This window comes from Candidatus Zixiibacteriota bacterium (genome assembly GCA_040753875.1).
Lineage (GTDB): Bacteria > Zixibacteria > MSB-5A5 > GN15 > FEB-12 > DATKJY01.
On record JBFMDV010000026.1, the window covers coordinates 100,264 to 123,578 of the forward strand.

The 23,315-nt window shown below is 55.9% G+C and carries 24 protein-coding genes; all 24 read right to left on the reverse strand.

What is annotated here, in order from left to right; translation table 11 throughout:
* Positions 1-22 precede the first annotated feature (22 nt).
* On the reverse strand, positions 23-1,147 hold the full coding sequence (gene tgt / locus AB1644_10385; GenBank protein MEW6051454.1) for a tRNA guanosine(34) transglycosylase Tgt: 1,125 nt from the start codon (positions 1,145-1,147) through the stop codon (positions 23-25).
* Positions 1,140-2,504: a DNA repair protein RadA gene (radA, locus tag AB1644_10390; protein MEW6051455.1), complete on the reverse strand. Its 1,365-nt coding sequence runs from the start codon at positions 2,502-2,504 to the stop codon at positions 1,140-1,142. Before radA ends, tgt begins: the two co-directional genes overlap by 8 nt.
* Positions 2,504-3,265 (reverse strand): ABC transporter ATP-binding protein, encoded by a 762-nt coding sequence (locus AB1644_10395; protein MEW6051456.1) that lies wholly within the window; start codon positions 3,263-3,265, stop codon positions 2,504-2,506. Before AB1644_10395 ends, radA begins: the two co-directional genes overlap by 1 nt.
* Before the next feature lies 1 nt (position 3,266).
* Positions 3,267-4,055, reverse strand: a complete 789-nt coding sequence (locus tag AB1644_10400; protein ID MEW6051457.1) for an ABC transporter permease — start codon at positions 4,053-4,055, stop codon at positions 3,267-3,269.
* 8 nt (positions 4,056-4,063) lie between these two features.
* Entirely contained in the window at positions 4,064-5,494 is a 1,431-nt protein-coding gene (dnaB, locus tag AB1644_10405; protein ID MEW6051458.1) for a replicative DNA helicase, read from the reverse strand.
* A 118-nt stretch (positions 5,495-5,612) separates the two neighbouring features.
* Complete coding sequence (locus AB1644_10410) at positions 5,613-6,401, reverse strand: uracil-DNA glycosylase (protein MEW6051459.1); 789 nt, start codon at positions 6,399-6,401, stop codon at positions 5,613-5,615.
* Positions 6,398-7,636 (reverse strand): bifunctional phosphopantothenoylcysteine decarboxylase/phosphopantothenate--cysteine ligase CoaBC, encoded by a 1,239-nt coding sequence (gene coaBC, locus AB1644_10415; protein ID MEW6051460.1) that lies wholly within the window; start codon positions 7,634-7,636, stop codon positions 6,398-6,400. The genes AB1644_10410 and coaBC overlap by 4 nt, the downstream gene beginning before the upstream one ends.
* Before the next feature lies 1 nt (position 7,637).
* Positions 7,638-8,111, reverse strand: coding sequence for a DUF494 family protein (locus tag AB1644_10420; GenBank protein ID MEW6051461.1), 474 nt, complete (start codon positions 8,109-8,111; stop codon positions 7,638-7,640).
* Between the two features lie 84 nt (positions 8,112-8,195).
* A complete protein-coding gene (locus AB1644_10425; GenBank protein ID MEW6051462.1) occupies positions 8,196-8,834 on the reverse strand; it encodes a YceI family protein in 639 nt (212 codons plus the stop codon).
* A gap of 17 nt (positions 8,835-8,851) precedes the next feature.
* Positions 8,852-9,613 carry a Calx-beta domain-containing protein gene (locus tag AB1644_10430; GenBank protein MEW6051463.1) on the reverse strand — a complete coding sequence of 254 codons (762 nt, stop codon included), beginning with the start codon at positions 9,611-9,613 and terminating at the stop codon, positions 8,852-8,854.
* A gap of 75 nt (positions 9,614-9,688) precedes the next feature.
* A complete protein-coding gene (locus tag AB1644_10435; protein MEW6051464.1) occupies positions 9,689-10,426 on the reverse strand; it encodes a Calx-beta domain-containing protein in 738 nt (245 codons plus the stop codon).
* Complete coding sequence (locus tag AB1644_10440) at positions 10,392-11,468, reverse strand: hypothetical protein (GenBank protein MEW6051465.1); 1,077 nt, start codon at positions 11,466-11,468, stop codon at positions 10,392-10,394. The genes AB1644_10435 and AB1644_10440 overlap by 35 nt, the downstream gene beginning before the upstream one ends.
* A gap of 95 nt (positions 11,469-11,563) precedes the next feature.
* Positions 11,564-13,135: a bifunctional phosphoribosylaminoimidazolecarboxamide formyltransferase/IMP cyclohydrolase gene (gene purH, locus AB1644_10445; GenBank protein ID MEW6051466.1), complete on the reverse strand. Its 1,572-nt coding sequence runs from the start codon at positions 13,133-13,135 to the stop codon at positions 11,564-11,566.
* Positions 13,136-13,137: 2 nt separating this feature from the next.
* Positions 13,138-14,037 (reverse strand): phosphoribosylaminoimidazolesuccinocarboxamide synthase, encoded by a 900-nt coding sequence (locus tag AB1644_10450; GenBank protein ID MEW6051467.1) that lies wholly within the window; start codon positions 14,035-14,037, stop codon positions 13,138-13,140.
* Positions 14,034-14,645, reverse strand: coding sequence for a phosphoribosylglycinamide formyltransferase (gene purN, locus AB1644_10455; GenBank protein MEW6051468.1), 612 nt, complete (start codon positions 14,643-14,645; stop codon positions 14,034-14,036). The genes AB1644_10450 and purN overlap by 4 nt, the downstream gene beginning before the upstream one ends.
* A gap of 3 nt (positions 14,646-14,648) precedes the next feature.
* The gene (gene gatB / locus AB1644_10460) at positions 14,649-16,097 is read right to left on the reverse strand and encodes an Asp-tRNA(Asn)/Glu-tRNA(Gln) amidotransferase subunit GatB (protein MEW6051469.1); all 1,449 of its coding nucleotides are present in this window, start codon (positions 16,095-16,097) and stop codon (positions 14,649-14,651) included.
* 95 nt (positions 16,098-16,192) lie between these two features.
* Positions 16,193-16,984 (reverse strand): alpha/beta fold hydrolase, encoded by a 792-nt coding sequence (locus tag AB1644_10465; GenBank protein MEW6051470.1) that lies wholly within the window; start codon positions 16,982-16,984, stop codon positions 16,193-16,195.
* A gap of 135 nt (positions 16,985-17,119) precedes the next feature.
* Positions 17,120-18,559 carry an Asp-tRNA(Asn)/Glu-tRNA(Gln) amidotransferase subunit GatA gene (gene gatA, locus AB1644_10470; GenBank protein ID MEW6051471.1) on the reverse strand — a complete coding sequence of 480 codons (1,440 nt, stop codon included), beginning with the start codon at positions 18,557-18,559 and terminating at the stop codon, positions 17,120-17,122.
* A 114-nt stretch (positions 18,560-18,673) separates the two neighbouring features.
* Positions 18,674-19,999: a glutamine synthetase family protein gene (locus tag AB1644_10475; GenBank protein MEW6051472.1), complete on the reverse strand. Its 1,326-nt coding sequence runs from the start codon at positions 19,997-19,999 to the stop codon at positions 18,674-18,676.
* A gap of 211 nt (positions 20,000-20,210) precedes the next feature.
* A complete protein-coding gene (locus AB1644_10480; protein MEW6051473.1) occupies positions 20,211-20,702 on the reverse strand; it encodes a dCMP deaminase family protein in 492 nt (163 codons plus the stop codon).
* 71 nt (positions 20,703-20,773) lie between these two features.
* A complete protein-coding gene (locus AB1644_10485; protein ID MEW6051474.1) occupies positions 20,774-21,814 on the reverse strand; it encodes a fatty acid desaturase in 1,041 nt (346 codons plus the stop codon).
* 63 nt (positions 21,815-21,877) lie between these two features.
* A complete protein-coding gene (locus AB1644_10490) occupies positions 21,878-22,126 on the reverse strand; it encodes an RNA-binding protein (protein MEW6051475.1) in 249 nt (82 codons plus the stop codon).
* 11 nt (positions 22,127-22,137) lie between these two features.
* Positions 22,138-22,509, reverse strand: a complete 372-nt coding sequence (locus AB1644_10495) for an RNA-binding protein (GenBank protein ID MEW6051476.1) — start codon at positions 22,507-22,509, stop codon at positions 22,138-22,140.
* A gap of 104 nt (positions 22,510-22,613) precedes the next feature.
* Positions 22,614-22,913 (reverse strand): RNA-binding protein, encoded by a 300-nt coding sequence (locus AB1644_10500; protein MEW6051477.1) that lies wholly within the window; start codon positions 22,911-22,913, stop codon positions 22,614-22,616.
* Positions 22,914-23,315: the final 402 nt, after the last annotated feature.

The following is a 23,315-nucleotide window of genomic DNA, read 5'->3' on the forward strand; positions in this document are numbered from 1 at the left end:
TGATCGCTGCCCGTTTCGACCGTCACATCCGCTGCTGATACCTGGCGAGGAAATCGCGACGAAACGCTTCGAACCGACCTCGCTCGATAGCTTCGCGAATGTCGCGCATCAGCTTCTGGAAAAAATATGTCGAATGATACGAACTGAGCACCATCCCCACTATCTCTGATTGGTTGAACAAATGACGCAGATAGGCGCGGCTGTATCGCCGGCAGACGCGGCAGTCACAGTGCGGGTCAAGCGGGCGGTTGTCATCGGTGAAATCGGCATTGCGATAAACGAGCGGCCCCTCCGATGTAAAGACGCAGCCGGTCCTGGCGTTCCGGGTAGGAAGCACACAGTCGAACATGTCGATGCCGTGTGATACCGCCATGAGGATATCCTCGGGGTACCCTACTCCCATCAAATATCGAGGTTTGTGAGACGGCAAATATTGAATGGTATGAGCTAATACCGATTCCATCTCCTGCTTGCTCTCTCCTACCGAAAGCCCGCCTATGGCGTTGCCGGGGAAATCAAGCCCGACGATCTGCTCAGCCGATTGTGTGCGCAGATGGGGATAGGTCGAGCCCTGCACGATACCGAAGAGAGTGATATCTGGGTCATTGAGTTCCCGATGCCGTTTCAGGCCCCGCTTTGCCCAGTCGTGCGTCCGTCGTACGCCGAATGCGGCCGTGGCTTCGTCACACGGATACGGCACGCACTGGTCGAACGCCATGATGATATCGGCGCCGATATCGTGTTGAATCTCAATCACTTTCTCGGAAGTGAAAAAATGACGCGAGCCATCAAGGTGAGATTGAAACTCCACGCCGTCATCGGTGACTTTCGAAATGTCTTTAAGTGAGAACACCTGGAAACCGCCGCTGTCGGTGAGTGTCGGCTTGTTCCAGCCGGTGAATTGCGCCAATCCCCCTTGTCGTTTGATCACGCCGGTGCCGGGTCGAAGGTACAGATGGTAGGTGTTGCCAAGGACTATCTCGGCACCACAGCTTTCGAGGTCCTCGGCGGTCAGAGCCTTTACCGCACCGGAGGTCCCAACCGGCATGAAGGCCGGGGTCTGCACGTTTCCGTGCGGCGTTTCGAGCACGCCGCGTCGTGCCGACTGGTCGGTGCCATGCAGGCTGAATGAAAACGGCTTACCCAAGCGCGATATCCAGAGCTGACTGAATCTCGGACACCGCCGATACTTGAATCCCGCCCGTCGTGACCTGCGCCCGGTTAGGTTCCGGCAGCAGAATAGTCTCGAAACCAAGTTTGGCAGCTTCGGCCACCCGGCGGTCAATCATCGTGATCCCTCGGACTTCGCCCGACAGCCCCACCTCACCCACGGCCATCAGTTTGCTGTCGACTGGTTTGTTGAGAAGAGAAGACGCAATCGCGATCAAGATTGGCAGATCGAGTGCCGGCTCGGACAATCTCAGACCGCCGGCGACCGAGACAAACACATCGTGGGTAGCCATCGAGTACTCGCACCGTTTTTCCAGAATGGCGAGCAACAGCGCCAGTTTCCGATGATCGATCCCGCCCGCGACCCGTTGCGGATTGCCGTAACTGGCGCGCGTCACCAGCGCTTGTACTTCTACCAGTAGCGGGCGGTTCCCTTCGCAGATACCGGCCACGACGGCACCCGTGCGCGGTTGGCCGGCGTGCGATGACAGAAAGAAGGATGACGGATTGCTGACCTCGGTCAGCCCCTGCGATGTCATTTGAAACAGGCCGATTTCGGCCACTGAGCCGAACCGGTTCTTGTTGGCGCGGAGGATCCGGTAGAGATGTGACGAATCCCCTTCGAAATACAGCACAGTATCGACCATATGTTCGAGCACCTTGGGGCCGGCCACCAATCCGTCTTTGGTGACATGGCCGACCAAAAAGAGCGCGAAACCTTTGGCCTTGGCGAGATTGATCAACGTTCCGGCCGCTTCGCGGATCTGACCCACTGTTCCGGGTGGCGAATCGAACTGCGCGCAGGAGACTGTCTGGATCGAATCGACCAGAACCACGCCGTAGTCGTTGGCGCTCAGCAGTTCGACAATCTCTTCGAGTTGCGTGGCTGTCACAACAGTGACCCCTTCTCCTCGAATACCGAGCCGGTTGGCACGAATCCTGATCTGTGAGAGGGATTCCTCGCCGGTGATATACAACACCGGAATACCTTGCCGCGAATAAGCGTCGGCTGCCTGCAGGATGAGTGTCGATTTGCCGATGCCGGGGTCGCCGCCGATAAGCACGGTCATACCAGAAAGCAACTGCCCGCCCAGGACGCGGTCAAACTCCTCGAATCCGGACTCGTGGCCGGTGAGCCGTTCACTTGAGATATGGGCGAGCGAGACCGATTCGACACGGGATTCTTGCCGGCGGGATTTTTTCTTGTCCGGGACCCGCTCTTCGATCAGGCTGTTCCAGGCGGCACATTCCCTGCATTGGCCCTGCCATTTGGTATGTTCGGCGCCACATTGGGAACAGTAATACGCGGTCTTGATCCTGCGGACATCAACCATCAGCGCACCTGGATTGGTCCGGCGGCGCTGCCGGTTATGAATTGATGCACGACCGGGTCGGTGGCGTGGCGGACATCATCCGGGGTACCGTCGAACGCGATCTTCCCCTGGTACAGCATGACGATCCGGTCGGCGATCTTGAACGCAGAGCTCATGTCATGGGTAACGGCAACGGAAGTAACGTTGAGTTTGTGGTTCAATTCAAGAATCAGGTCATTGATAACATCGGCCGTGATCGGGTCGAGGCCGGTGGTCGGCTCGTCGTACAGCAGCACTTCCGGGCCGGCGGCTATAGCCCGCGCCAGCCCGACCCGTTTTCGCATACCGCCGGACAACTCAGCCGGGTATTTCTCAGCAGCGTCGGACAGCCCCACCATTTCGAGTTTGGACATCACGATCTCGTCGATCTCTTCCGAACGATAGGTGCGCGATTCAACCAACCCAAGCCCCACGTTCTCCGCCACGGTCATGGAATCGAACAGCGCCGCCGATTGAAACAGAAGCCCGAAACGCCGACGCATGGCCGTGAGCTCATCGCTTTTTAGTTCGCCGATATTACGGCCATCAAAGAAGATGCTCCCTTCGTCCGGCTCCATCAGGCGCACCAGATGTTTCAACAGAACCGACTTGCCGGTACCCGACTGGCCGATTACCACGATCGATTCCCCCTTGCGTATCTCCAGCGTGACACCGTCAAGCACCGCCTGCTTTCGGAATGATTTTCTCAGATTCTCGATATACAGATAATGGTTGTCTGGCATATCAGATCCGGAATAACAAGATGGCAAAAATGAAATTGAAAATCAGGATCAGGACCGATGATATGACCACCGCTGTCGTAGTGGCGCGTCCGACACCCTGAGCTCCTCCCTCGGTGTGAAATCCCTCGTAGCAACCGGTGATACCGATTAACAGGCCAAACACGGCTGCTTTGGTGAGACCGTTGACGAAATCGGTAAGTTTGAAGGACGCGCGAAAGCCGTTGAGGAACGTTTCGAATGAAACATCGACCCCAATTACCGCAACGACCAGGCCGCCGAGGATGGCGATGAAATTGGCAAACACCACCAACAGCGGCACCATAAAGATGCACGCGAGCACCCGCGGCATGATCAGATAGCGCGTAGGACTGATTCCCATTACTTCAAGGGCATCGATCTGCTCGGTGACACGCATGGTGCCGAGTTCGGCAGAGATGCCGGCCCCCACTCGCCCGGCGAACACCAGCGCCGACAACACCGGCGCAAGTTCGATCACAACGGCTTTGCCAACCGCCTGGCCGAGATAGCGAAGCGGCGCGCCTATGAATTTGAACTGATACGCCGCCTGCCAGGCGGAGACAGCGCCTACGAATACCGAGATGACTATGATCAGCGGCAGGGACTTGACGCCGATGGAGTACAGTTGCTCAAAGATGAGCCCTATGGAACGCGGAACGTCCTTGAGGGAAACGATGAATTTCCCCAGCATGATACAGCCGCCGCCAAGTCGATTGACGAAATTGATGCCACGGCGGCCAAGCGTTACCACACCATAGTCGACGTAATCCATCCCTGTCCCTAAAACGGTACATCCGGTCCGACCGGCTCCACTCCGGGCGGCAGGTCGCGGCGGAATTCCGGATTTTCAAATCGAGCCAGTTCTTTGCGGAAAGTCAGATTCACACTGCCGGTGGGGCCGTTACGCTGTTTGGCTACAATGATCTCCGCACGTCCGAGCTTGTCCTGGTTCTTCGGGTCGCGCTTGTCGTCTTCGGAAAGATACGCTTCCGGTCGATAGACAAACAGCACCAAGTCGGCATCCTGTTCGATAGCGCCGGACTCCCGTAGGTCGGCCAGTTGCGGCCGTTTCTCGCCACCGCGTTGTTCTACGGCTCGCGATAACTGCGACACACCCAGCACCGGCACGGCCAGTTCCTTGGCCAGGACCTTGAGATTGCGCGAGATTACAGAGATTTCCTGCTGTCGGTTCTCCGCCCGTCCGGACGCGTGCATCATCTGAAGATAGTCGACAATTATCAGCGCCAGATCGTTGTGCTGCTGCTTGAGTCGGCGTGACTTGGCACGCATTTCAAGCGAGGTGAGGGTGGCGGAATCGTCGATGTAGATATTCGCCGGTGCCAGCAGATTGGCGGCGCGAGTGAGATGCATCCACTGTTCGTGGCTGAGCTTTCGGGAGCGCAGCGTGTGCTGGCTGATACCCGAGCGGCCGCACAGCATGCGAAGTGCAAGCTGTTCCTTGGACATTTCTACCGAAAAGATCGCGACCGGTTTCTTGAGATTGATCGACACATGCTCGGCGATATTGACAGCCAGCGCCGATTTCCCCATCGACGGACGCCCGGCCACCACTACAAAGTCACCATTATGCAGCCCCTGCGTCATGGCGTCCAACTCGCCAAACCCGGTTTTGATCCCCTCGAACTCAGCTTCCCCTGACTGAAAACTCTCAATCTGCGAGACCGAATCATTGATAAGCTGTTTGAGCGGCACGAACGCCTGACGGAGTCGACTCTCGGAAATATTAAAAATGCTCGCTTCGGCCTCGTCGAGCAGCGTATCCACCGGCTGTTCAAGGTTATAACAACTTCGGGCAATCTCAGTGGTAGTCGAGATAAGGCGGCGAAGCAACGACTTCTCGAGAACGATATTCGCGTACGATGCGATGTGTGCTGTAGATGCCACTCCCTCGACCAGGTCGACCAGATACACTCGCCCGCCCGCCTTCTCAAGCTCACCATCTCTGAGCAGAGCGTTGGCTATCGTGGTGATATCGCACGGCTCGGAGCGAGCGTACAATTCCAGGGCAGAGTGATAAATAGCCTGATGTTTCGGAAAATAGAAATGCGTCTCATTGTCAAGGATCTCGACGGCGCGGTTGAGCGCGTCGGGGTCTTTAAGGATCGCCCCAAGCACCGCCTGCTCGGCATCAAGCGATTGCGGCGGCTGCAAGCGGTCAAGCTCTCTGTCTGTTCGTGTCTGGAAGGCCATAACAACAATTATACGTCAACGAAGCCGGCGCCACAAGCGGACAGCCACAGTATGTAACGGAGTCAGTTTTGCTATTTCAATGTGCCCCTACGGATCAACCGATCAGATCGGGCGCGGTTCACGTCAAAGTGTCGAAGCGCGCCTTGAGCAGTTGCATATCGGCCCAGGTGTCTTTCTTGTACTCAGGGAAGCGCAGAAGCGCCGCCGGATGGTAAGTCACCCACAGCGGTATTCCCTCAAACTCATGCCACTTGTTCCGGAGCTTACCCAGCGGCGTTGTGGTGCTCAGCAAATACTGGGCGGCGATGCGACCAAGCGCGCACAGCAATTTTGGCTTGATAATGCGGATCTGCTCGCGTAGATACGGCGTGCACTTGGCGGCTTCGTCGGGCTGCGGGTCGCGGTTCCCCGGCGGACGGCATTTGAGTATATTCGCAATATAGACTTCCTGGCGGCTGAGCTGCATGGCGGCAAGGATACGGTCGAGCAACTGACCGGCGCGCCCTACGAACGGTTCCCCTTTCATATCTTCATCGGCGCCGGGCGCTTCTCCGATGAACATCAATCTCGCGTTTGGATTACCAACTCCGTACACGAATTTGTTGCGCGTCTGCCCCAGCGGACAGAGTTGGCAATTGCATATAGCTCGGTAGTGCTCATCCACCGATTTGAACTGCGAATAGGCCATAAACTCCAATCCTGATTGGAACGCTGAGGCCGCAGGAACCACCAGGGCCGGCGGCTCCACAGACGGCATAACCGTCTCTGACGGCGCGATCACACCGACCGGTTCGGCGGACGGAATTGTGCCGCGTTTACCCAGTACAACTTCATGGTACCCCAAATCCATCTGTGCGGCAAGAGCCCGTCGAAGAAGCTCTCTGGGATCAAGCGGGGGCCGGCTCATGGTCGTTTTCCCGAAGCGATAGCGTTCGAGAACATCAGGTCAACTATCCGGTCGATCAACCTGGACGCAACGTCGCGTTTGGACATGAGCGGCCATGGTTCCGGCTTTTGACCCGCTTGTATCAGTGTGACGCGGTTGGTGTCATATTCGAACCCTGCCCCTGCTTCGGTAGGGTTGTTAACAACAATAAGGTCCAGGTTCTTTCGTTCCAGCTTGGCTTGGGCGTTGGCGATATCGTTGTCGGTTTCGAGAGCAAAACCGACCACCACCTGGCCGGCGCGCTTGTCCGACGCGACATCCTGGAGAATATCGTCGACAGGACAAAGCGACAGCGTCACGTTCTTATCGGTCCGTTTGATCTTTTGTGACGCAACATCGCTGACCGTGAAATCAGCCGGCGCCGCGGCCATAATCAGGCAGTCGCACGATGCAAATTGCTGTTTCACTGCCTCGTGGAGTTGACGGGTGGTTTCGATTGCCACAAAGCGAACACCGTGCGGCGCTGCCAATGGTGTCGGACCGGAGATCAAGGTGACATCGGCGCCGAGTGCAACCGCAGCTTCGGCCAATGCATAACCCATTTTCCCCGAAGAACGATTTGAGAGATAACGAACCGGGTCGATCGGCTCACGACACGGACCGGCGGTAACCAGGATGCGCTTTCCGGTCAGCGCTTTTTTTTTTGAGCCTCCCTCGAAGAATTCAAGTACGGCCCGATAGAGCTCATCCGGCTCAACCATCCGTCCGACGCCAAACTGCTTTTCCGCCATTTCCCCTTCAGCCGGTCCGATGAACAGGTAGCCAAGCTGTTTGAGATACTCGTAGTTTCGTACCGTTACGGGGTTTGACCACATATGTGGATTCATGGCCGGCGCAATCAGGACCGGGCTCTTGGTCGCACACACGGTAGTGGTCAGCAGATCATCGGAGATGCCGTTGGCAATCTTACCAAGAAAGTTGGCGGTAGCTGGGGCGATCACAAACAGATCTCCCCAATCTGCCAAGTTGATATGGCGTGTGGAGACGAACTCGTGCTCTGGGAATAAGTCAATGCACACGGGATTTCGGGAGACGGTCTCCATGGTCAGCGGCGTGATGAATTTGGTGGCGGCCTGCGTCATGATGACCTGCACTTCGGCACCGGCTTTGACCATCGCTCGAACGAAATACGGCACCTTGTAGCAGGCGATGCCGCCGGTCAGACCGACCACAACTCTTTTGCCCGTGACGGACATGTCAGTTGATTCTCAGTGTCGGATCAATATGGGGATCGAACAGCGAAACCTCGCCGACATCCCCGAAATCTCGAAACAGCACGACCGACGTGATCATCTTGATCTGGTCCAGTGTCACCAGACGCGGGCCGAACATGGTGGCGCGTTCCAGAATCGACTCCAGTTGCTCGTCGTCGATCACGCACAGGTTGAGCAGATGAACCAAGAAGCCATACGCATCAGTCGTCAACTGGCTCCGCTCGTAGGCGGTGAGGACCCGATTCGAGGAGTGCTCGGATGGGAAATTCGAATAGAAGGTCTCGTGCGAGTTCTCGTACCGCTCCATCACCCAGGTGTAGGCCGAGGAGATCTCGTTATCGGAATACCCCATGCCCCGGAGGTCCGGCGATAGGTCATCGACACTCGGGAGCATCCCCTGATTCTCACGCATGTGGTCCATGAGATACACCACTATTTCAAGTATTCTGTTACCCATGCGGTTTTCCGATGCTGTCCTTTTGATGAAGATACCATCGATGCGCCGAAGGGTCAAGATTCAACTGGAAAGGGCGCGAAGATTCTATTTGAACTCGGGCCAGTCCGGCAGTTCAAGCTTAGGGATAGCTAAGTTGTTGTAGGCGGTGAAAATAACCTCCACGTCAATGGTCTCCGCCAGCTTCAGGAAGAGCGCTTTGGGACGGGGGATCTTGTATTCATCCAGGTTGAGCGAGAATCGCGTCCGCACCATGATGGCATCGGCGCCAGAGTCACCAGGTTTGCGACGGAGTTCGAGCTTGGCTTCGATTTTGCGTTTGTGGCCATGGATATAGAAGAAGCCATTGGCCGTCAGATTGTACGTAGAATCCACCGCCAGCGTGCTTGGAAGTCCACTGACGGAATCGAGTTCGAAATACGCGTGCGGGTATTTATCGGTGTGCAGGTGCCGCTCCCGCATGTGCCCGTCGCGCATATCGATGCCGGTCTTGAGAGTGCGAAGATCAACCCGCAACTGCCCCGTCACCGGGGCAGTTGGGTTTTGGGGGTCAAATGAGAAGCCGCCATCGATGTTGTTCGTTTTCCCCTCGATAAACTCGAGCTTGGCAGTAGAGCGGAAGTAGACGGTGTCCCTTGCCGGGTCGGTAACGACGCCGTACTCGGCCGCGCATGCTACCGAGCCTGCAAAGCCAACGAACAGTAACAGAGATAAGAGACGGCTCATAATCATGTCGACCCTGATCAGTTGTTCGGAGCTCCCTGAGCGATCCAGTCTCGTATCTTGGCCTGTTGGGTCAGATCAAGGTACGGCGGACCATTGGCCGGCATCCGGCTACCAAATGGAGGAGTGTCAGTTGTCTTGAGATAGAGATTGCTCTGAGCCGCCTGAAAGAAGATCACGATCCGGCCGTTATTACCTACTGCCCACCGAACCGTATCGGAAGCCACAATGCCACTAGCATTCTGCATGGTGAATCCACCCGCTCGCGTGGCATTAACGTGACACCCGGTCAGTGCACAGTTCGCTTCGAGGATCGGCTTCACTTCATTGATGAAGCTCACACCGGTAGTCGCTCCGTCATTCAGATTGATCGTGCCGACACCGAGTCCGTCCTGTATGGTCGCGCCCGAGGCATTACTCAGATTGAGATTAAACGTGTCCGCCTGTTCAAGAATGTCATCATCGATGATAGCAACATTGATTGTGTCCTTGGTATCACCGGCGACAATGGTGTCCGTACCGGATACCGCCACGTAGTCGGCTCCGGCAATGGCTGTTACATTCTGGGTAGCGTAGCTGAAAATGACGTTTGATGTCGATGCCGCACTCAACGTGACCACGAATTTCATCGGTGAAATGTCTTCGTTCTGCGCCACATCGTTCACCGACAATGTAGGTCCGGTGTTCACGGGGGGTGCACTCGGGGAGTTCGAGGAGCAACCAAGCACGAGCGCAATGACAAGACTCAGTGCGGCGGCTCCGATGATTATTCTGCCTATCATTCCATCACCTCTTTGGAAAAAGTATGTCATCCAACTCCCAATATACGCAATATCTACAAAATAATCCCTGCTTTGTCAGTTATTCTGCGCTCCCTGGTCGATCCAGTCTTTGATGGACTGCTGTTGTTGTGTTGACAGATACGGCCCGTCCTTCGGCATTTGGTCAATGTCGACTGAACTGGAAGTGGTTCCGTAGTACAGACGGCTGCCTTGACCGTTGCCTGGAATCACGTTTGGTGCTCGTAATCCTGATGTCAGCACATCGCTGTAGCTAATTACGCGAAAATTGGATTGGGGTGACTGCAAACCGTGGCAGCTCAAACAGCGCGAGTCCAGCAACGGCTTGATATCGGTGGTAAAGCTCACCCCGACAAAGTCACTGGCGGCAATCGTGCAGGTACCTGTCCCCTTAACAATTGTCGCATTCACCGGAGTGCTAATCGTTAGCGTGAAGTTTTCGGCAGGTTCGACTATGGCATCTTCGGTGACCACAACGCGAATGGCCAGGTTGGTACTCCCAGGGTGGATCGTGTCAAATCCGGTGACAGGAATGAAATCGAGATTTTCATCGGCGGTTCCAGCGGCGGTCGCATACGTGAAGATGACCGATACGGTATCTGCGATGCCGCTTGATATGACAAAAACTGCGGTGTCCCCCTCGTTCACAGTCACATCGGACACCGAGAGCTCGGGGGAACTCGGTGGAGCTTTGGTAGGGATCGTATCTCCCATATCAACGCAGCCGCCGATGGTGATACCGAGCGCAACCACTGTCAGACTAATAGCCGAAATGTATCTGCAGGAAGTATTCATCACGAGTATTGAACTCTCCACGGAGATAGTCGGTGAACGACGGGCGTATTTGCACGAACGGCAACGGATACAGCTCAATCGAATAGCGAATATACTCATTGACGCCGCTCTTGAGGTGACGGTCGGCATCATAAAAATTGTACTCTGCCACTGCGTACAAGCCATAGACAACTCGCCCATACAGGGCCGCATAGGTGGCATACGAGCTGTTGTCCTCTCCGATCAGGTCGAACTCGCCGAGGGCGGTGAACCGATCATACGACAGGCCGGCGAACGCCGCCTTGGCATGCGGGACCCCTTGATACGAGCCATTCACCTTCTCACTCAAACGGTACATGAGGCCGGCGTAGTATCCAAATGTCTTAAAAGTGCCGGTCCGTGTCACTTGTGCGCCATATACCCCCTGGCCGAACCGGTCCATAACCTCGGCGACCAATTCGGTACCATACAACTCGGCGCCGATGGAAAGTCCATCCAGATAGTAGTTCGGCGGGTGACCGGTACGGGTGCGGATATATGAATTGTGATCGTCGGGATGGAGTCCGAAAGCCGGATAGAACCGTCCGGCTTTCAACGAGTATTTCTGGTCCTTCACCTGTAGCAGAGCGTAGTTCTCGGTGACGCCACGTTCAGTGAATCTGGCGTGATAGTAGAATCCCTTAAACGGCTCGACCGTAAGGTAGCCGTCAGTCTGCATCCAGAACAGACTTCCGTCCCTCAAAACCAGATGACGGGAGTCAAAACCGACGATCAACGCATCGCCGATACGCGGTTTCTTATAGTGCGCCGCGACCAGTTTTTTGGTCCAGGGAAGCGAGAGTTCGTTGAATGCGGTCGTGAAGTTGCCGTATTCCGAGCGCGCGCCTGAGCCGGTCGGATTGATGTGACAGTTTTTACAGCTTTCGGCATGTTCGACGGTCAATCGCGGGAATCCCCACGCTGACGTGATTCCGAAAACCAGCAGCGTCAAGACCGGCAACCAGAGACTGGCTCGCGCTCCGACACTGTAGTTCTGACCGATTCTGGACCCCATTCGATTCATGTTCAATCGCTTTCCCGATTATACACCAATTGCGGCCTCTTCAAAGACAGAGCTATTTGGTCCAGTTTTCGTACAGACGTCGGTGCTGCCGGCTATCAATGCCTGAAATGCCGGATACCGGTGAATACCATTGCCACCCCAGCCTTGTCCGCCGCCGCAATTACGTCGGGGTCCCCCTTGGAACCGCCGGGTTGTATGAAAGCCGTTACCCCGGCGTTGGCGGCCACTTCAAGACCATCCGGCATCGGAAAGAAGGCATCAGAGGCACAAACCGCGCCTTTAGCTCGTTCCCCGGCACGTTTGACCGCCAAAAAGCTGGAGTCCACGCGGGAAGTCTGGCCCATCCCGATGCCAACTGTCGCACCACTCTTGGCCAGAACAATGGCGTTGGATTTGGTTTGCTTGACGACCTTCCAGGCAAACAGCAAATCGCCGATCTCCTCTTTGGTCGGTTGGCGCCTGGTCACAACCTGGAGCGAGACCTTGGTCGTGATGGCGTCGTCGGCAGTCTGGGCGAGAAGTCCGCCCTGAAGGAAGCGATAGACGATCTGGTCCTTGCCTCGCCCCCGAGCGATTTCTTTGAGTGCCAGCAGACGGCGGGTCTTTTTCTTTCGCAGCAGATCAAGTGCCTCGGCTGTAAACGAGGGCGCCAGCATGCACTCGACAAAGGGGGTCTCGTGAAGAATCTGCGCGCAGGTCATGTCGACTTCCTGATTGAGACCGATGATCGAGCCGTATGCGGACAGCGGGTCGCTATCGTACGCTTTCTGGTATGCCTCGGCAATAGTCTCCCCCACCGCCGCGCCGCACGGGTTGGCATGTTTGACTACACATGCAAACGGCTCGGTGAAATCCAACACCATCTCGAGGCAGGCGTCAAGATCACCATAGTTGTTGAACGAGAGTTCCTTGCCGGAGAGAATCTCCGCACGCACCAGTGAGGGGGCGCGATAGGTGGGATCGGCATACAGGGCCGCTTTCTGGTGAGGGTTTTCGCCATAGCGGAGTTCATCACGTTTCGTGAACTGGAGACTCAGTTTGTCCGGAAAGCCAGTCCTGACACCGACGGATCGCTGTGAGAAATAGGCTGCGATTGCCGTTTCGTAGTCGGCAGAGATGGCAAAGGCACGGGCTGCGCAGCGCTCGCGGAACTCCGGACTCGTGTTCCCCTTGTGATGGTGCAGCTCGTCGAGCAGCAAGGCGTAGTCGCCTGGGTCAACGAGTACCGTCACACTTTCATAGTTCTTAGCAGCGGCACGGATCATCGAAGGACCGCCGATGTCGATGTTCTCAACGATTTCATCGTGCGTCGAACCGGGCCTGGCCAGGGTTTCCTTGAATGGGTAGAGGTTGACGATAACCAGATCAATCCCCTTGTACTCGCACTCCTGCATCTGATCGATATGTTCCTGCAGGTTGCGGCGATAGAGAATGCCGGCGTGAATTCTCGGATGTAGCGTTTTGACACGGCCATCAAGGATTTCCGGCGAACCGGTGTACGTCGAAACTGAGACCACGTGCACGCCGGCATCGCGCAGGGCGCGCATGGTGCCGCCGGTGGAAATAATCTCAATCCCTTGTTTTTCAAGCTCGCGGCAGAGTTCGACCAGCCCGGTCTTGTCCGAGACGGAAACGAGCGCCCGTTTTATCTTCGATGTGTGCGGCATGCTTATACTTTTCCTGTCAGGAGGCGCTGCGCCTCGCGGTAACGCGCCGACGATGCCTCAACCACTTCGTCAGGCAGGCGCGGCGCCGGCGGTTTCTTGTTCCATTTGATCGACTCGAGATAATCGCGAATCGGCTGCTTGTCGAACGACGGCTGCGAACCCCCCACGCGGTATCCGTTCACCGGCCAGAAGCGGCTGGAATCCGGCGAGAGAACCTCATCGATCAGGATGAACGCACCGTCGTTATAACCAAATTCAAATTTCGTGTCGGCGATGATGATCCCCCGGGTCAGTGCATAATCGGCTGCTTTGGTGTAAACCGCCAGCGATTTCTCGCGGCACAGTTTCGCCGTATCGTCGCCTACAAGTTTCACGAGAGTTTCATAACTTATGTTCTCATCGTGACCGGCATCGTTTTTGGACGACGGGGTGAAAATTGGCTGAGGCAGTTTCTCAGATTCACGCAGGCTGACCGGGAACGCGAATCCATGTACAGAGTGAGAGCCGTGCGTCCTCGCTTCATTGAGCTCTTTCCACATGGATCCGGAGATGTAGCCTCGCACAATACACTCCGCCTCGACCCGCTCGGCCTTGACCACTATCATCGACCGACCCTCAAGCTGGGCGCGGTATTTCCGCAGCGGTTCGGGGTATTTGTCGATATCCGCAGTTACGAGATGATTGGCGACGACATCGGAGAGAAAGTCGAACCAGAAGAGTGACATTTGGGTAAGCACTCTCCCTTTGCCGGGGATACCGTTCGGCATGACGACATCGAATGCCGAGATCCGGTCGCTGGCAACAAACAGGAGCGTGTCGCCGAGGTCGTATATATCGCGCACCTTGCCGCGGCGCAGGAGCGGGTATTCCTTGATATCGGTAGTGAGAACGAGCGAGTTCATGCGAGTTTGTACTCTCCTCTGATCAGTTTGTCCAACGCGCGGGTGTACAGTTGGTGCTCAACTGCCTGCACGCGGGCAGCAAGCATATCCGGCGTGTCACCGGACATGATCGGCACCCGCACTTGTTCGAGGATACGACCGTGGTCGTACACTTCGTCCGCCAGATGCACGGTGGCGCCGCTCTCTGTGTCACCCGAGGCCAGCACTGCTTCGTGCACAAAATGACCATACATTCCTTTGCCTCCATACTTCGGAAGCAACGCTGGATGGATATTGGTAACGCGCTTTGGAAATGCGCGCAAGACGGCGGTCGGCATCATCTTAAGATACCCTGCCATAGCGATGAATTCAACCGACTGGTCGCGAAGTTTTGAAAGAAGAGTCGACGCAGCCTTATCGGGCGAATCGTACTGCCTCTCCTTGAACACAAATGTGGGTATACCGGCGTTGAGCGCTCGCACCAGACCGTATGCCTTGTCGTTGCTGGAAACCACCAGCACGATGTCGCCGTGAAGCGAGCCATCGCGGCTCGCATCGATCAACGATTGAAGCCCCGTGCCACTTCCGGAAATGAACACGGCTATGCGAGCCCGTTTCTGGTCATTCACGAATCAGACTCCCAGCCGTTCTTTGAGCAATCGATTCACCAGTTCCGGATTAGCCTGACCATTGGTAGCTTTCATTACCTGCCCTACGAAGAAGCCAAATACGTTGGTCTTGCCTGACTTGAGTTTCGCGACATTATCCGGGTTGTCTGCAATAACTCGCTCGACAATCGGAATGAGCGCCTTGTCATCCGAAATCTGCACGAGTCCTCTTTCGGCGATGATTGATGCCGGTGTCTTTCCTGATACCAGCATTTCTTCCCAGACTGTCTTGGCTATCTTGCCGGAGATCTCCTTAGCGCCGATCTTGTTCAACAGTTCGGCCAGCATGGCGGGGCGCACGCGGAACGATGCAATATCTTCGCCGGTCTCGTTAATAATGCCAAGCAGTTCGGTCTGTATCCAGTTCGATGCGGCGAATTTGTCAGCGCAGGCTGCGGCGGTCTGCTCGAAATAATCGGCAAGCACACGATTGTCGGTCAGGACGGCGGCATCGTACTCGCGGATTCCGTACTGCGACACGAAACGAGCGGCCCGCGTATCCGGGAACTCCGGCAGCGAGTGTCGGACCTCAGCGATCCATTCATCGGAAATCAAAAGATTAACCAGATCGGGCTCCGGGAAATAGCGGTAGTCGTGCGACTCTTCTTTGCTGCGCATCGGCTCTGCAGTCTGCTGCTTCTCGTTCCACAAAAGAGTTTCCTGTTCGACTACGCCACCGTTTTTGAGTAATCCAGTCTGCCGATCAATTTCGAACCTAAGCGAACGCTCTACCGCCTTGAAGCTATTGAGGTTCTTGATCTCCGTACGTGTCCCGAAAGCTGCCTCACCAACCGGGCGAACGGAGACGTTGGCATCGCACCGTAAGTGCCCTTTCTCCATATCGCCCGAACAGACTTCGGTGTACTGAAGGAGTTGCTTCAACTTAACGAGATAACTATATGCCTCTTCAGGGGTCCGGAGGTCTGCCTCAGTGACTATTTCGACCAGGGGTGTGCCACATCGGTTCAGGTCCACCCGGCTATAGTCCTCGCCTTTCTCGGGATGAAGCGACTTGCCGGCATCTTCTTCAAGATGAATGCGAATCAGGCGGCAAACCTTCGAGTCCTCCTTGCCGACGCGATAGTGAATTTGACCCCCGACACCAACTGGCCTATCGTACTGCGAAATCTGATACCCTTTGGGGAGGTCTGGATAGAAGTAGTTTTTTCGTGCGAACACCGAGCGATTGCGGACAGTCCCTCCCGTTGCGAGAATCGCCCGCATGGCGTACTCAACCGCCTTCTTGTTGAGGACCGGTAACGCACCTGGAAGACCCAGGCAGACCGGGCAGGTCAGCGAGTTTGGTGGTTCACCGAACCCGACTTTGCAGCCGCAGAATATTTTCGATTCGGTCTGAAGTTGCGCGTGGACCTCAAGACCGATCACAGCTTCGTAGCTCGTGTTAGTGCCCAACCGGTTCCATTCCTCCTGAGCGAGAGAATATAGGGAGCGGCGGCGCTGAGGGCAATCGGGAATGCTCGCGCAAATGAGACGCGCTTCGCCTCCGCTCAGCGCGACGACAAGCCGCTTAGGAACGCAGCCAAATCCCGATTGAACCGCTCCGACGCTTCGAGATTCAACATATGGCCGACACCCTCGTATTCGTGCAACACGCTCCCCTTGATCCGTTCGTGAAGTAGGCGGGCAAGCGGGACGAACACTTTGTCCTCAAGACCAGAGAATATACAGGTTGGGACAGTGATCTTGTGCGCGTCATCAACATCCGGTGGTGATGGCGGATACTTGCCGCGCATCGGATCACTCCAGATGGCGCCGGTATGGTCGTTGATCATCGTGACCATCAGTTCCTTCACGTCCGACAACTCGTGGCCGTACCAACTTTCGATGACGCGCAGCCATTCGCGCTTCACCACTTCGATTCCCTTTTCTTTGGCGATCGTGTCAAGACGCGAGAATTTCTTGCCGATATCGTACCCAGCCGCTCCAGTTGAAACGAGCGTAAGAGATTTGAGGCGGTCCTGATGTTCGAATGCAACGCCCATACCGAGAGAGCCACCCATAGAAAGGCCAATCAAGTGGACGTGGTCAATTCTGAGATAATCGAGGAATTTGAGAATCTCCTTCACCCGTTCCGGGCGGCTGTAACCAGTGGCGGGTGCATCGGAAAGCCCATGCCCGCGCGAATCCAACAGAATCACCCGATACGCGTCAGAAAAAAAAGCCACTTGTGGCTGCCACATGCGGTGGTCGAGGGTGAAGCCGTGGAGAAACAGCAACGGCTCGCCGTGGCCGTGTTCTTCGTAGTGGAGGCAGATATTGTCGAGTTGGGCGTAGGGCATGGATAGCTGCTTCAAATGCGTCAGGTCACACGCTCGGAAGCCTCGCGCAGGACCTGACGCAACGACTGTAGTCTCTCACCAAATTGGAGTGCCGGGTTTCTTCGTCGCGCTATGCGCGCGACTTCGGAACCCGACCTACCGTGCAATCAACTTCTCTAACATCCGCGCGATTTGGAACAGCGACAGTTCATCCATGTATTTCGCCATGAACTGAACTCCCACAGGGCGACCATCCGGGACTTCACCAAATGGAATCGAAATGGCCGGGATGCCTGCGAGGTTTGCGGAAACCGTGTAGACATCGGAGAGATACATAGCAAGAGGATCGTTGATCTTCTCCCCCAGCTTGAATGCCGGTGTCGGCGCAGTTGGGCTGATGATCAGATCAACCGTTTGAAATGCCCGCTCGAAATCGCGGCGCAACAGCTCGCGCACTTTGGAGGCCTTGATATAGTACTCATCGTAGTAGCCCGATGACAAAGCATAGGTACCGAGCATGATCCGGCGCTTGACTTCGGCTCCGAAGCCCGCTGCACGGGTGGTGCTGTACATCTCTGCAAGCTCCTTCTTGTCCGCTTCGCGGAGACCGTACTTGACACCATCGAATCGGGCCAGGTTGGCGGACGCCTCGGCGCAGGCGACTACATAGTAGATGGCAATTCCCTTGTCGGTCATAGGGAGCGAAATATCGATCACGCGATGACCTTCGTTCTTGAGCGCATTGATCGCACTCTGCACGACAGCATTAACCTCCGGGTCGAGCCCCTCGGTGAAATACTCACGCGGAACGCCGATCGTGAATTTCTTGTCGGTGTCGAGAAGTGATGGATAGTCTGGGTGATCGAATGCGACCGAGGTCGAGTCATGCGGGTCGCGACCGGCGATGACGCCGTACGCGAGTGCCAGGTCTTCCACGTTGCGTGCAAACGGTCCGATCTGATCCGTGGAAGAAGCAAAGGCCACCAGGCCATATCGTGACACGGCACCATACGATGGCTTCAGACCATAGACCCCGCAAAAAGAGGCGGGCTGTCGTACCGAGCCGCCGGTCTCTGAACCGAGCGCAACCGGCACGATACCCGCCGCCACCGCAGCCGCCGAGCCGCCGGATGAGCCACCGGGTGCGAGATCGTGGCGAACAGGATTTTTGACCGGGCCGAAGTATGAGTTTTCGGTAGACGAACCCATCGCGAACTCATCGAGATTGGTCTTGCCTATAATGACCGCTCCAGCCTCGATCAGTCGTCTGACGACCGTGGCATCATACGGCGGAATATAGCCGTCGAGGATATGCGAGCCACAGGTGCAGGGGTAATCGGTGTAGCTGATGTTGTCCTTAATGGCAATCGGCACGCCGGCAAGAGGACCAACCTGCTCGCCAGCTTTCACCTTCTGATCGATAGCAGCCGCCTGAGCAAGTGCTTTCTTTTCGCAGAGCGTGATGAAGGCGTTGAGTTGTTTGCCCGTAGTCTGGGCGTACTGGATAGCTTCACGGGCGAGATCGGTTGCCGACTTTCCCATCGAGGTCGTTAGACTGACAATCTCAGCGGCCGAGACTCTGGTGGAATTAAGCATGACGAGAATATAGAAGTTGACACCCCAATATCAAGTGCGCTGAAACTATTCATCAAGAAGGCGGAACCAGAAGCGGTTCCGCCCTACAATTGAGGAATTGAAGCTGCGGCACACCTACAGCATCGGCAAATACTTGGCCAGTTCGTGGCCGCTGACGTGGATGCGGTAGTCGTCCCACTCGATCCGCTTGTTGGCGATCAGCTTCGTGAACACGTGCTCGCCCAGCGTTTCGCGAACGATTGCGGATTTCTCGGCCAGGTCAATCGCCTCGGCCAATGAACCGGGCAGAGTTCCGATCTTGACTTTCGCCTTCTGCTCCGGAGTCATCTCAAAGATGTTCTCCTCCACCGGCTTGGGGAGTTCGTACGTGCTTTCGATTCCCTTCAACCCGGCTGCAAGGATGCAGGCGAACGCCAGATATGGATTGGCCGACGGGTCCGGCGAACGGAGTTCGATACGAGTCGCCTTTTCTTTGCCAAGTCGATACTGCGGTACTCGAACTAAGCTGGAGCGGTTGCGTCGGCCCCAACTGATATAGACCGGAGCCTCATAACCCGGCACCAGGCGCTTGTAGGAGTTCACCCACTGATTGAGTATCAGCGTAATTTCGCGGACGTGTGTGAGAATCCCAGCGGTGAAATTGCGCGCGGTCTTGGAAAGATTGTATTCCGACTTGGGGTCGAAAAACAGGTTCTTGTCCCCTTTGAACAGCGACATGTGGCAGTGCATGCCGGAGCCGTTCTCGCCAAAGATCGGTTTGGGCATGAAGGTAGCATACGTGTCGTTTTCCAGCGCGACTTCTTTCACGATGAACTTGTACACCTGCGCAAAGTCCGCCATCACCAGCGCTTCCTGATATTTGAGGTCGATTTCGTGCTGGCTGGGGGCAACCTCGTGGTGCGAGCATTCGACCGGTATATCCATCAGTTCGAGCGCGTTGACGGTCTTCTTACGAAGCTGCGTGCCGACATCGACCGACTCGTAGTCAAAATAACCGGCATTATCCAGAAGACCGGTTTCTTTGTCGTTTTCGAAATAGAAGTATTCAAGCTCCGGGCCCACATAGAAAGTCCAGCCCTTGTCTTTGAGCTTGGAAAGCTGGCGTTTGAGCACCCACCGCGGGTCACCATCGTACGGGGTGCCATCGGGATTCTGGATGTCGCAGAACATCATGGCCACTTTTTCACCAGCGATTTCCCATGGAATTATGCGAAACGTAAGTGGGTCGGGAATCGCCATCAGGTCTGATTCGTCGATACGGGCGAATCCCTCAACGGAGGAACCGTCGAACCCCTGCCCCTCGGCGAGGACCTGCTCAAACTCCGAGCGGGTGATGGACATCCCTTTAATCTTGCCCAGGATATCGGTGAAGCAGAGGCGGATATAGCGGACACCGGCCTCATCGACTAATCTTAAAACGTCTTCTTTGGTTTTGGTCATGGCTCTATGCTCCTGTCTGAGTTATGTATCGAACCGGAAAGGCCGAAATTTATGGTGGGGCGTTTCCGGCGCAATTAAAATCTGTCCCAAATTGGTCCACGGGCTGTGCCCGTTTTACCTCGTCGCGTGAATCGCCAGACTGTGACAGATTTGACCGTTTACGCCGGTCCCGGTCGGTCCTCGTCTGAACCTTTAATTGGGAACTGTAAGACTATTCTAATGAAAGGGTTATCTTTTTGCTCGCCGGGGCGAGCTGTCGGGTCTGGATGCCGGCCATCTGGAAAATTCTCTGGGCAGCAATAAACTTATCGTCGTGGGCGTATTTGTCCGAAAGGAAGACCACCTCTTTGATCCCGACCTGGACGATCAGCTTGGCGCACTCGTTACAGGGGTAAAGCGAGACATACATAGTGGCGCCATCGAGGTCCGGCTTGTTGGAGGCGTTGGTGATGGCGTTCATCTCGGCGTGGCAGACGTACGGGTATTTGGTGTCGAGGAACGCCCCTTCCCTGGCCCAGGGGAGTTCGTCATCGGAGCAGCCGACCGGAAAGCCGTTGTAGCCTATGCCGATAATCCGCTTGTTGCGATTGACAATGCAGGCGCCGACCTGCGTGCCGGGGTCTTTGGACCGGTGGGCGGAGAGCTGGGCGACGGCCATAAAATAGTCATCCCAACTGATATAGTCGGTCCGTTTTGCTGACATTGGCGGAAGGTAAACGATTTTGAACCGAAGGTCAAGCTGACCGTGCGCGCCGGATCGGAAATTTGCTGCAGTCAGTCTGTGCGAGCTTGCCGGCGGTTCGCTTTCAACGCGCTGAACCGGACCAGCGAGCGGCTCTTTTCGTCCCACAGACGGTATTGCAGTGATTTGAAGCTGGACCAAAAACCAATGGTGGGTGTCCGCTTGAACACCGGCATCGCCCGGTGGCATCTGGGCAAGCGATAATTGGGAATGCGGGAGTTCAGGTGATGCACGTGGTGAAAACCGATATTGCCCGTGAACCAGTTGAGCACGGCAGGAAGACAATAGTATGAACCGCCCTCTATTGATGCCTGCACATGATTCCACTCATGGCTGCGTACCCAGTAGACACCTTCGAATTGATGTTGGACATAGAACAACCAGATTCCGGACATAAGCGCGAAAAACAGCATCGGCAACTGGATCACCAGATAGGGCTTAAGATCAATCCCCCAGATGGCCAGAGCCGTAACTGCTGCGACCGCGAGATTCGTACCGTACACGCTCATCCGTTCTGCGCGGTTGGCTTTCCGCCGGACAAAGCGGTGCGTGATGAGGGCTATGAACAGCGGTCCCAATCCGAACATGACGAGCGGGTTCCGATACAATCGATACTGCAAGCGCTGGAACCGCGACGCGCGCTCGTATTCTTCGATCGTCATCATCCAGACATCGCCGAACCCGCGCTTGTCGAGATTGGCCGAGGTAGCATGGTGTTTGGCGTGCGAGTTCCGCCAATACAGATACGGGGTATAGGTTAGAATGCCGCAGATCACGCCGACGATATGATTTGCCTTCGGCGAGGCGAAAAATGAGCCGTGTCCGCAATCATGGAAAATGATAAACACGCGTACCAAAAAGCCGGCCGCGAGCAGAATGATTGGAATGGTCAGCCAATACGAATACTCGAGACTGATGACCGCCAGCCACCAGAGTCCGAGATATGGGATTATCGAGTTGGCGAACTGCCAGAGCCCTTTCCAGGTGTTGGGGTGCTGATATCGCGTCAGTTGGGCGGTAATAGCGGTGGCGGTGGTATGATCGATTGCCGGCAATTCAAGCGTCTTGGTCATCCATTATGTCCGGAGCATTAAGGTTCTTGTCAAGGCGCGCGTCAGCCGGCCCGGCTCACTCCGCTATTGCTCTTTGCGGTGCGCTTCTTTAACCCTGAGCAGATGCCCGTGGATGGTCGCATCGTTGAGCTTCAAAATGGCGGCGTGACCATCCTGGTCAACCGTCATGTCGACAAAGGCGAATCCGCGCGAGGTACCGTCAGCGGTGTGACGCGCCACGTTGACATGGGTCACTTCGCCGAACGGCAAAAATGCCTGCCGCAGGTCCTCTTCGGCAGTATGCATGGCCAGATTTCCCACGAATATCTTCATGGGGACTCCTTTCAGTGGGGGCGACCGCCAAACCGTGGTTTCGAGCCTCGTTTGCCGCCCCGTTTACCGGTGTTGCGCCTGCGGGAGTCATGTCCCCCGCGTCCGCGCGAAAACGAATTAAAGTCGCGTCGCGGTCGCTCGGGCATTGGCCGTGCCTCGTTGACCGCCATTGCGCGCGACATAAAGTCCTTCCCGTTCAGTTCATTGATCGCCGCCTGGGCTTCGGACTTCGATGACATCTCTACAAAGCCAAACCCGCGTGGTTCGGAACTAAATCGGTCTTTCACGATCGCAGCCGACATAACCGTTCCGAACGGCTCGAAAACTTTCCGCAGATCTTCGTCGGTCACGTCAAAGGCCAGATTGCCAACAAAAAGCTTCATTCATTTCTCCATATGGGGCCAAACGAAAACAGATACACTGGACGAGGATCCGGAGTGAACTCCGGATTCCCGTCCACGAACTTAAGCGCTGAGCCCGGTTGTTATTACCAGGAGCGGTTGTAACCGCCGCCGCCGCCGGAGCGACGACCGCCGCCGCCATCTGTCTTCGGACGGGCTTCATTGACAGTCAACGTGCGACCACCAAGCTCGGTGCCGTTCAGCCCATTGAGCGCGGCCTGGCCGTGCTCTTTGGACGCGAACTCGACAAAGCCGAACCCTTTGGGCTCGTTTGTCATCCGGTCGATGATGATGTTGACCTTGGTAACCTCTCCGTACTTCTCGAACGCCTGCCGAAGCTCTGCTTCGGTGGTCTGGCGCGACAGGTTGCCGACATAGATATTCATGTACTCTCCTCGAGTATGTTGCCCCTGGCGCTATCGGTGGGTATTTCCGCCGCTGACACCAAGGCAATGGTTCATGCGCACAATTGCGCCGTCGTCGCCAGATTAAGATTTGTCAAGGATTGATCGTTGGATACAAAGCTTGAGAAAAAGATAATAAGGGACATCAACAGTTTTCTTCGCGTTTCAACGCTGACTAATATAGTCAATGTTGAGCCAAACGCCTACTACTAAAACGTCTTGGCTCAAAAATAGTTCCTGGTCATTTCTTTCCCCTTTTGGGTCTGTCGGTGAGGTTTTATTCCCATCTGACGGCGGTATCGGCGTGGGGGGGGGGGGGGGGGGGGGGGGGGCGGGCCGCAGCCCCCCCCACCACCCGGCAAAACAACCAACGGACAACCCCCG

What these genes read in the sequence shown, in the direction of transcription:
- radA (MEW6051455.1), bottom strand. Translation starts at nt 2,504, where the DNA reads ATGGTTGATGTCCGCAGGATCAAGACCGCGTATTACTGTTCCCAATGT.
- AB1644_10395 (MEW6051456.1), bottom strand. Translation starts at nt 3,265, where the DNA reads ATGCCAGACAACCATTATCTGTATATCGAGAATCTGAGAAAATCATTC.
- AB1644_10400 (MEW6051457.1), bottom strand. Translation starts at nt 4,055, where the DNA reads ATGGATTACGTCGACTATGGTGTGGTAACGCTTGGCCGCCGTGGCATC.
- dnaB (MEW6051458.1), bottom strand. Translation starts at nt 5,494, where the DNA reads ATGGCCTTCCAGACACGAACAGACAGAGAGCTTGACCGCTTGCAGCCG.
- AB1644_10410 (MEW6051459.1), bottom strand. Translation starts at nt 6,401, where the DNA reads ATGAGCCGGCCCCCGCTTGATCCCAGAGAGCTTCTTCGACGGGCTCTT.
- coaBC (MEW6051460.1), bottom strand. Translation starts at nt 7,636, where the DNA reads ATGTCCGTCACGGGCAAAAGAGTTGTGGTCGGTCTGACCGGCGGCATC.
- AB1644_10420 (MEW6051461.1), bottom strand. Translation starts at nt 8,111, where the DNA reads ATGGGTAACAGAATACTTGAAATAGTGGTGTATCTCATGGACCACATG.
- AB1644_10425 (MEW6051462.1), bottom strand. Translation starts at nt 8,834, where the DNA reads ATGAGCCGTCTCTTATCTCTGTTACTGTTCGTTGGCTTTGCAGGCTCG.
- AB1644_10430 (MEW6051463.1), bottom strand. Translation starts at nt 9,613, where the DNA reads ATGATAGGCAGAATAATCATCGGAGCCGCCGCACTGAGTCTTGTCATT.
- AB1644_10435 (MEW6051464.1), bottom strand. Translation starts at nt 10,426, where the DNA reads ATGAATACTTCCTGCAGATACATTTCGGCTATTAGTCTGACAGTGGTT.
- AB1644_10440 (MEW6051465.1), bottom strand. Translation starts at nt 11,468, where the DNA reads ATGAATCGAATGGGGTCCAGAATCGGTCAGAACTACAGTGTCGGAGCG.
- purH (MEW6051466.1), bottom strand. Translation starts at nt 13,135, where the DNA reads ATGCCGCACACATCGAAGATAAAACGGGCGCTCGTTTCCGTCTCGGAC.
- AB1644_10450 (MEW6051467.1), bottom strand. Translation starts at nt 14,037, where the DNA reads ATGAACTCGCTCGTTCTCACTACCGATATCAAGGAATACCCGCTCCTG.
- AB1644_10465 (MEW6051470.1), bottom strand. Translation starts at nt 16,984, where the DNA reads ATGCCCTACGCCCAACTCGACAATATCTGCCTCCACTACGAAGAACAC.
- gatA (MEW6051471.1), bottom strand. Translation starts at nt 18,559, where the DNA reads ATGCTTAATTCCACCAGAGTCTCGGCCGCTGAGATTGTCAGTCTAACG.
- AB1644_10475 (MEW6051472.1), bottom strand. Translation starts at nt 19,999, where the DNA reads ATGACCAAAACCAAAGAAGACGTTTTAAGATTAGTCGATGAGGCCGGT.
- AB1644_10480 (MEW6051473.1), bottom strand. Translation starts at nt 20,702, where the DNA reads ATGTCAGCAAAACGGACCGACTATATCAGTTGGGATGACTATTTTATG.
- AB1644_10485 (MEW6051474.1), bottom strand. Translation starts at nt 21,814, where the DNA reads ATGACCAAGACGCTTGAATTGCCGGCAATCGATCATACCACCGCCACC.
- AB1644_10490 (MEW6051475.1), bottom strand. Translation starts at nt 22,126, where the DNA reads ATGAAGATATTCGTGGGAAATCTGGCCATGCATACTGCCGAAGAGGAC.
- AB1644_10495 (MEW6051476.1), bottom strand. Translation starts at nt 22,509, where the DNA reads ATGAAGCTTTTTGTTGGCAATCTGGCCTTTGACGTGACCGACGAAGAT.
- AB1644_10500 (MEW6051477.1), bottom strand. Translation starts at nt 22,913, where the DNA reads ATGAATATCTATGTCGGCAACCTGTCGCGCCAGACCACCGAAGCAGAG.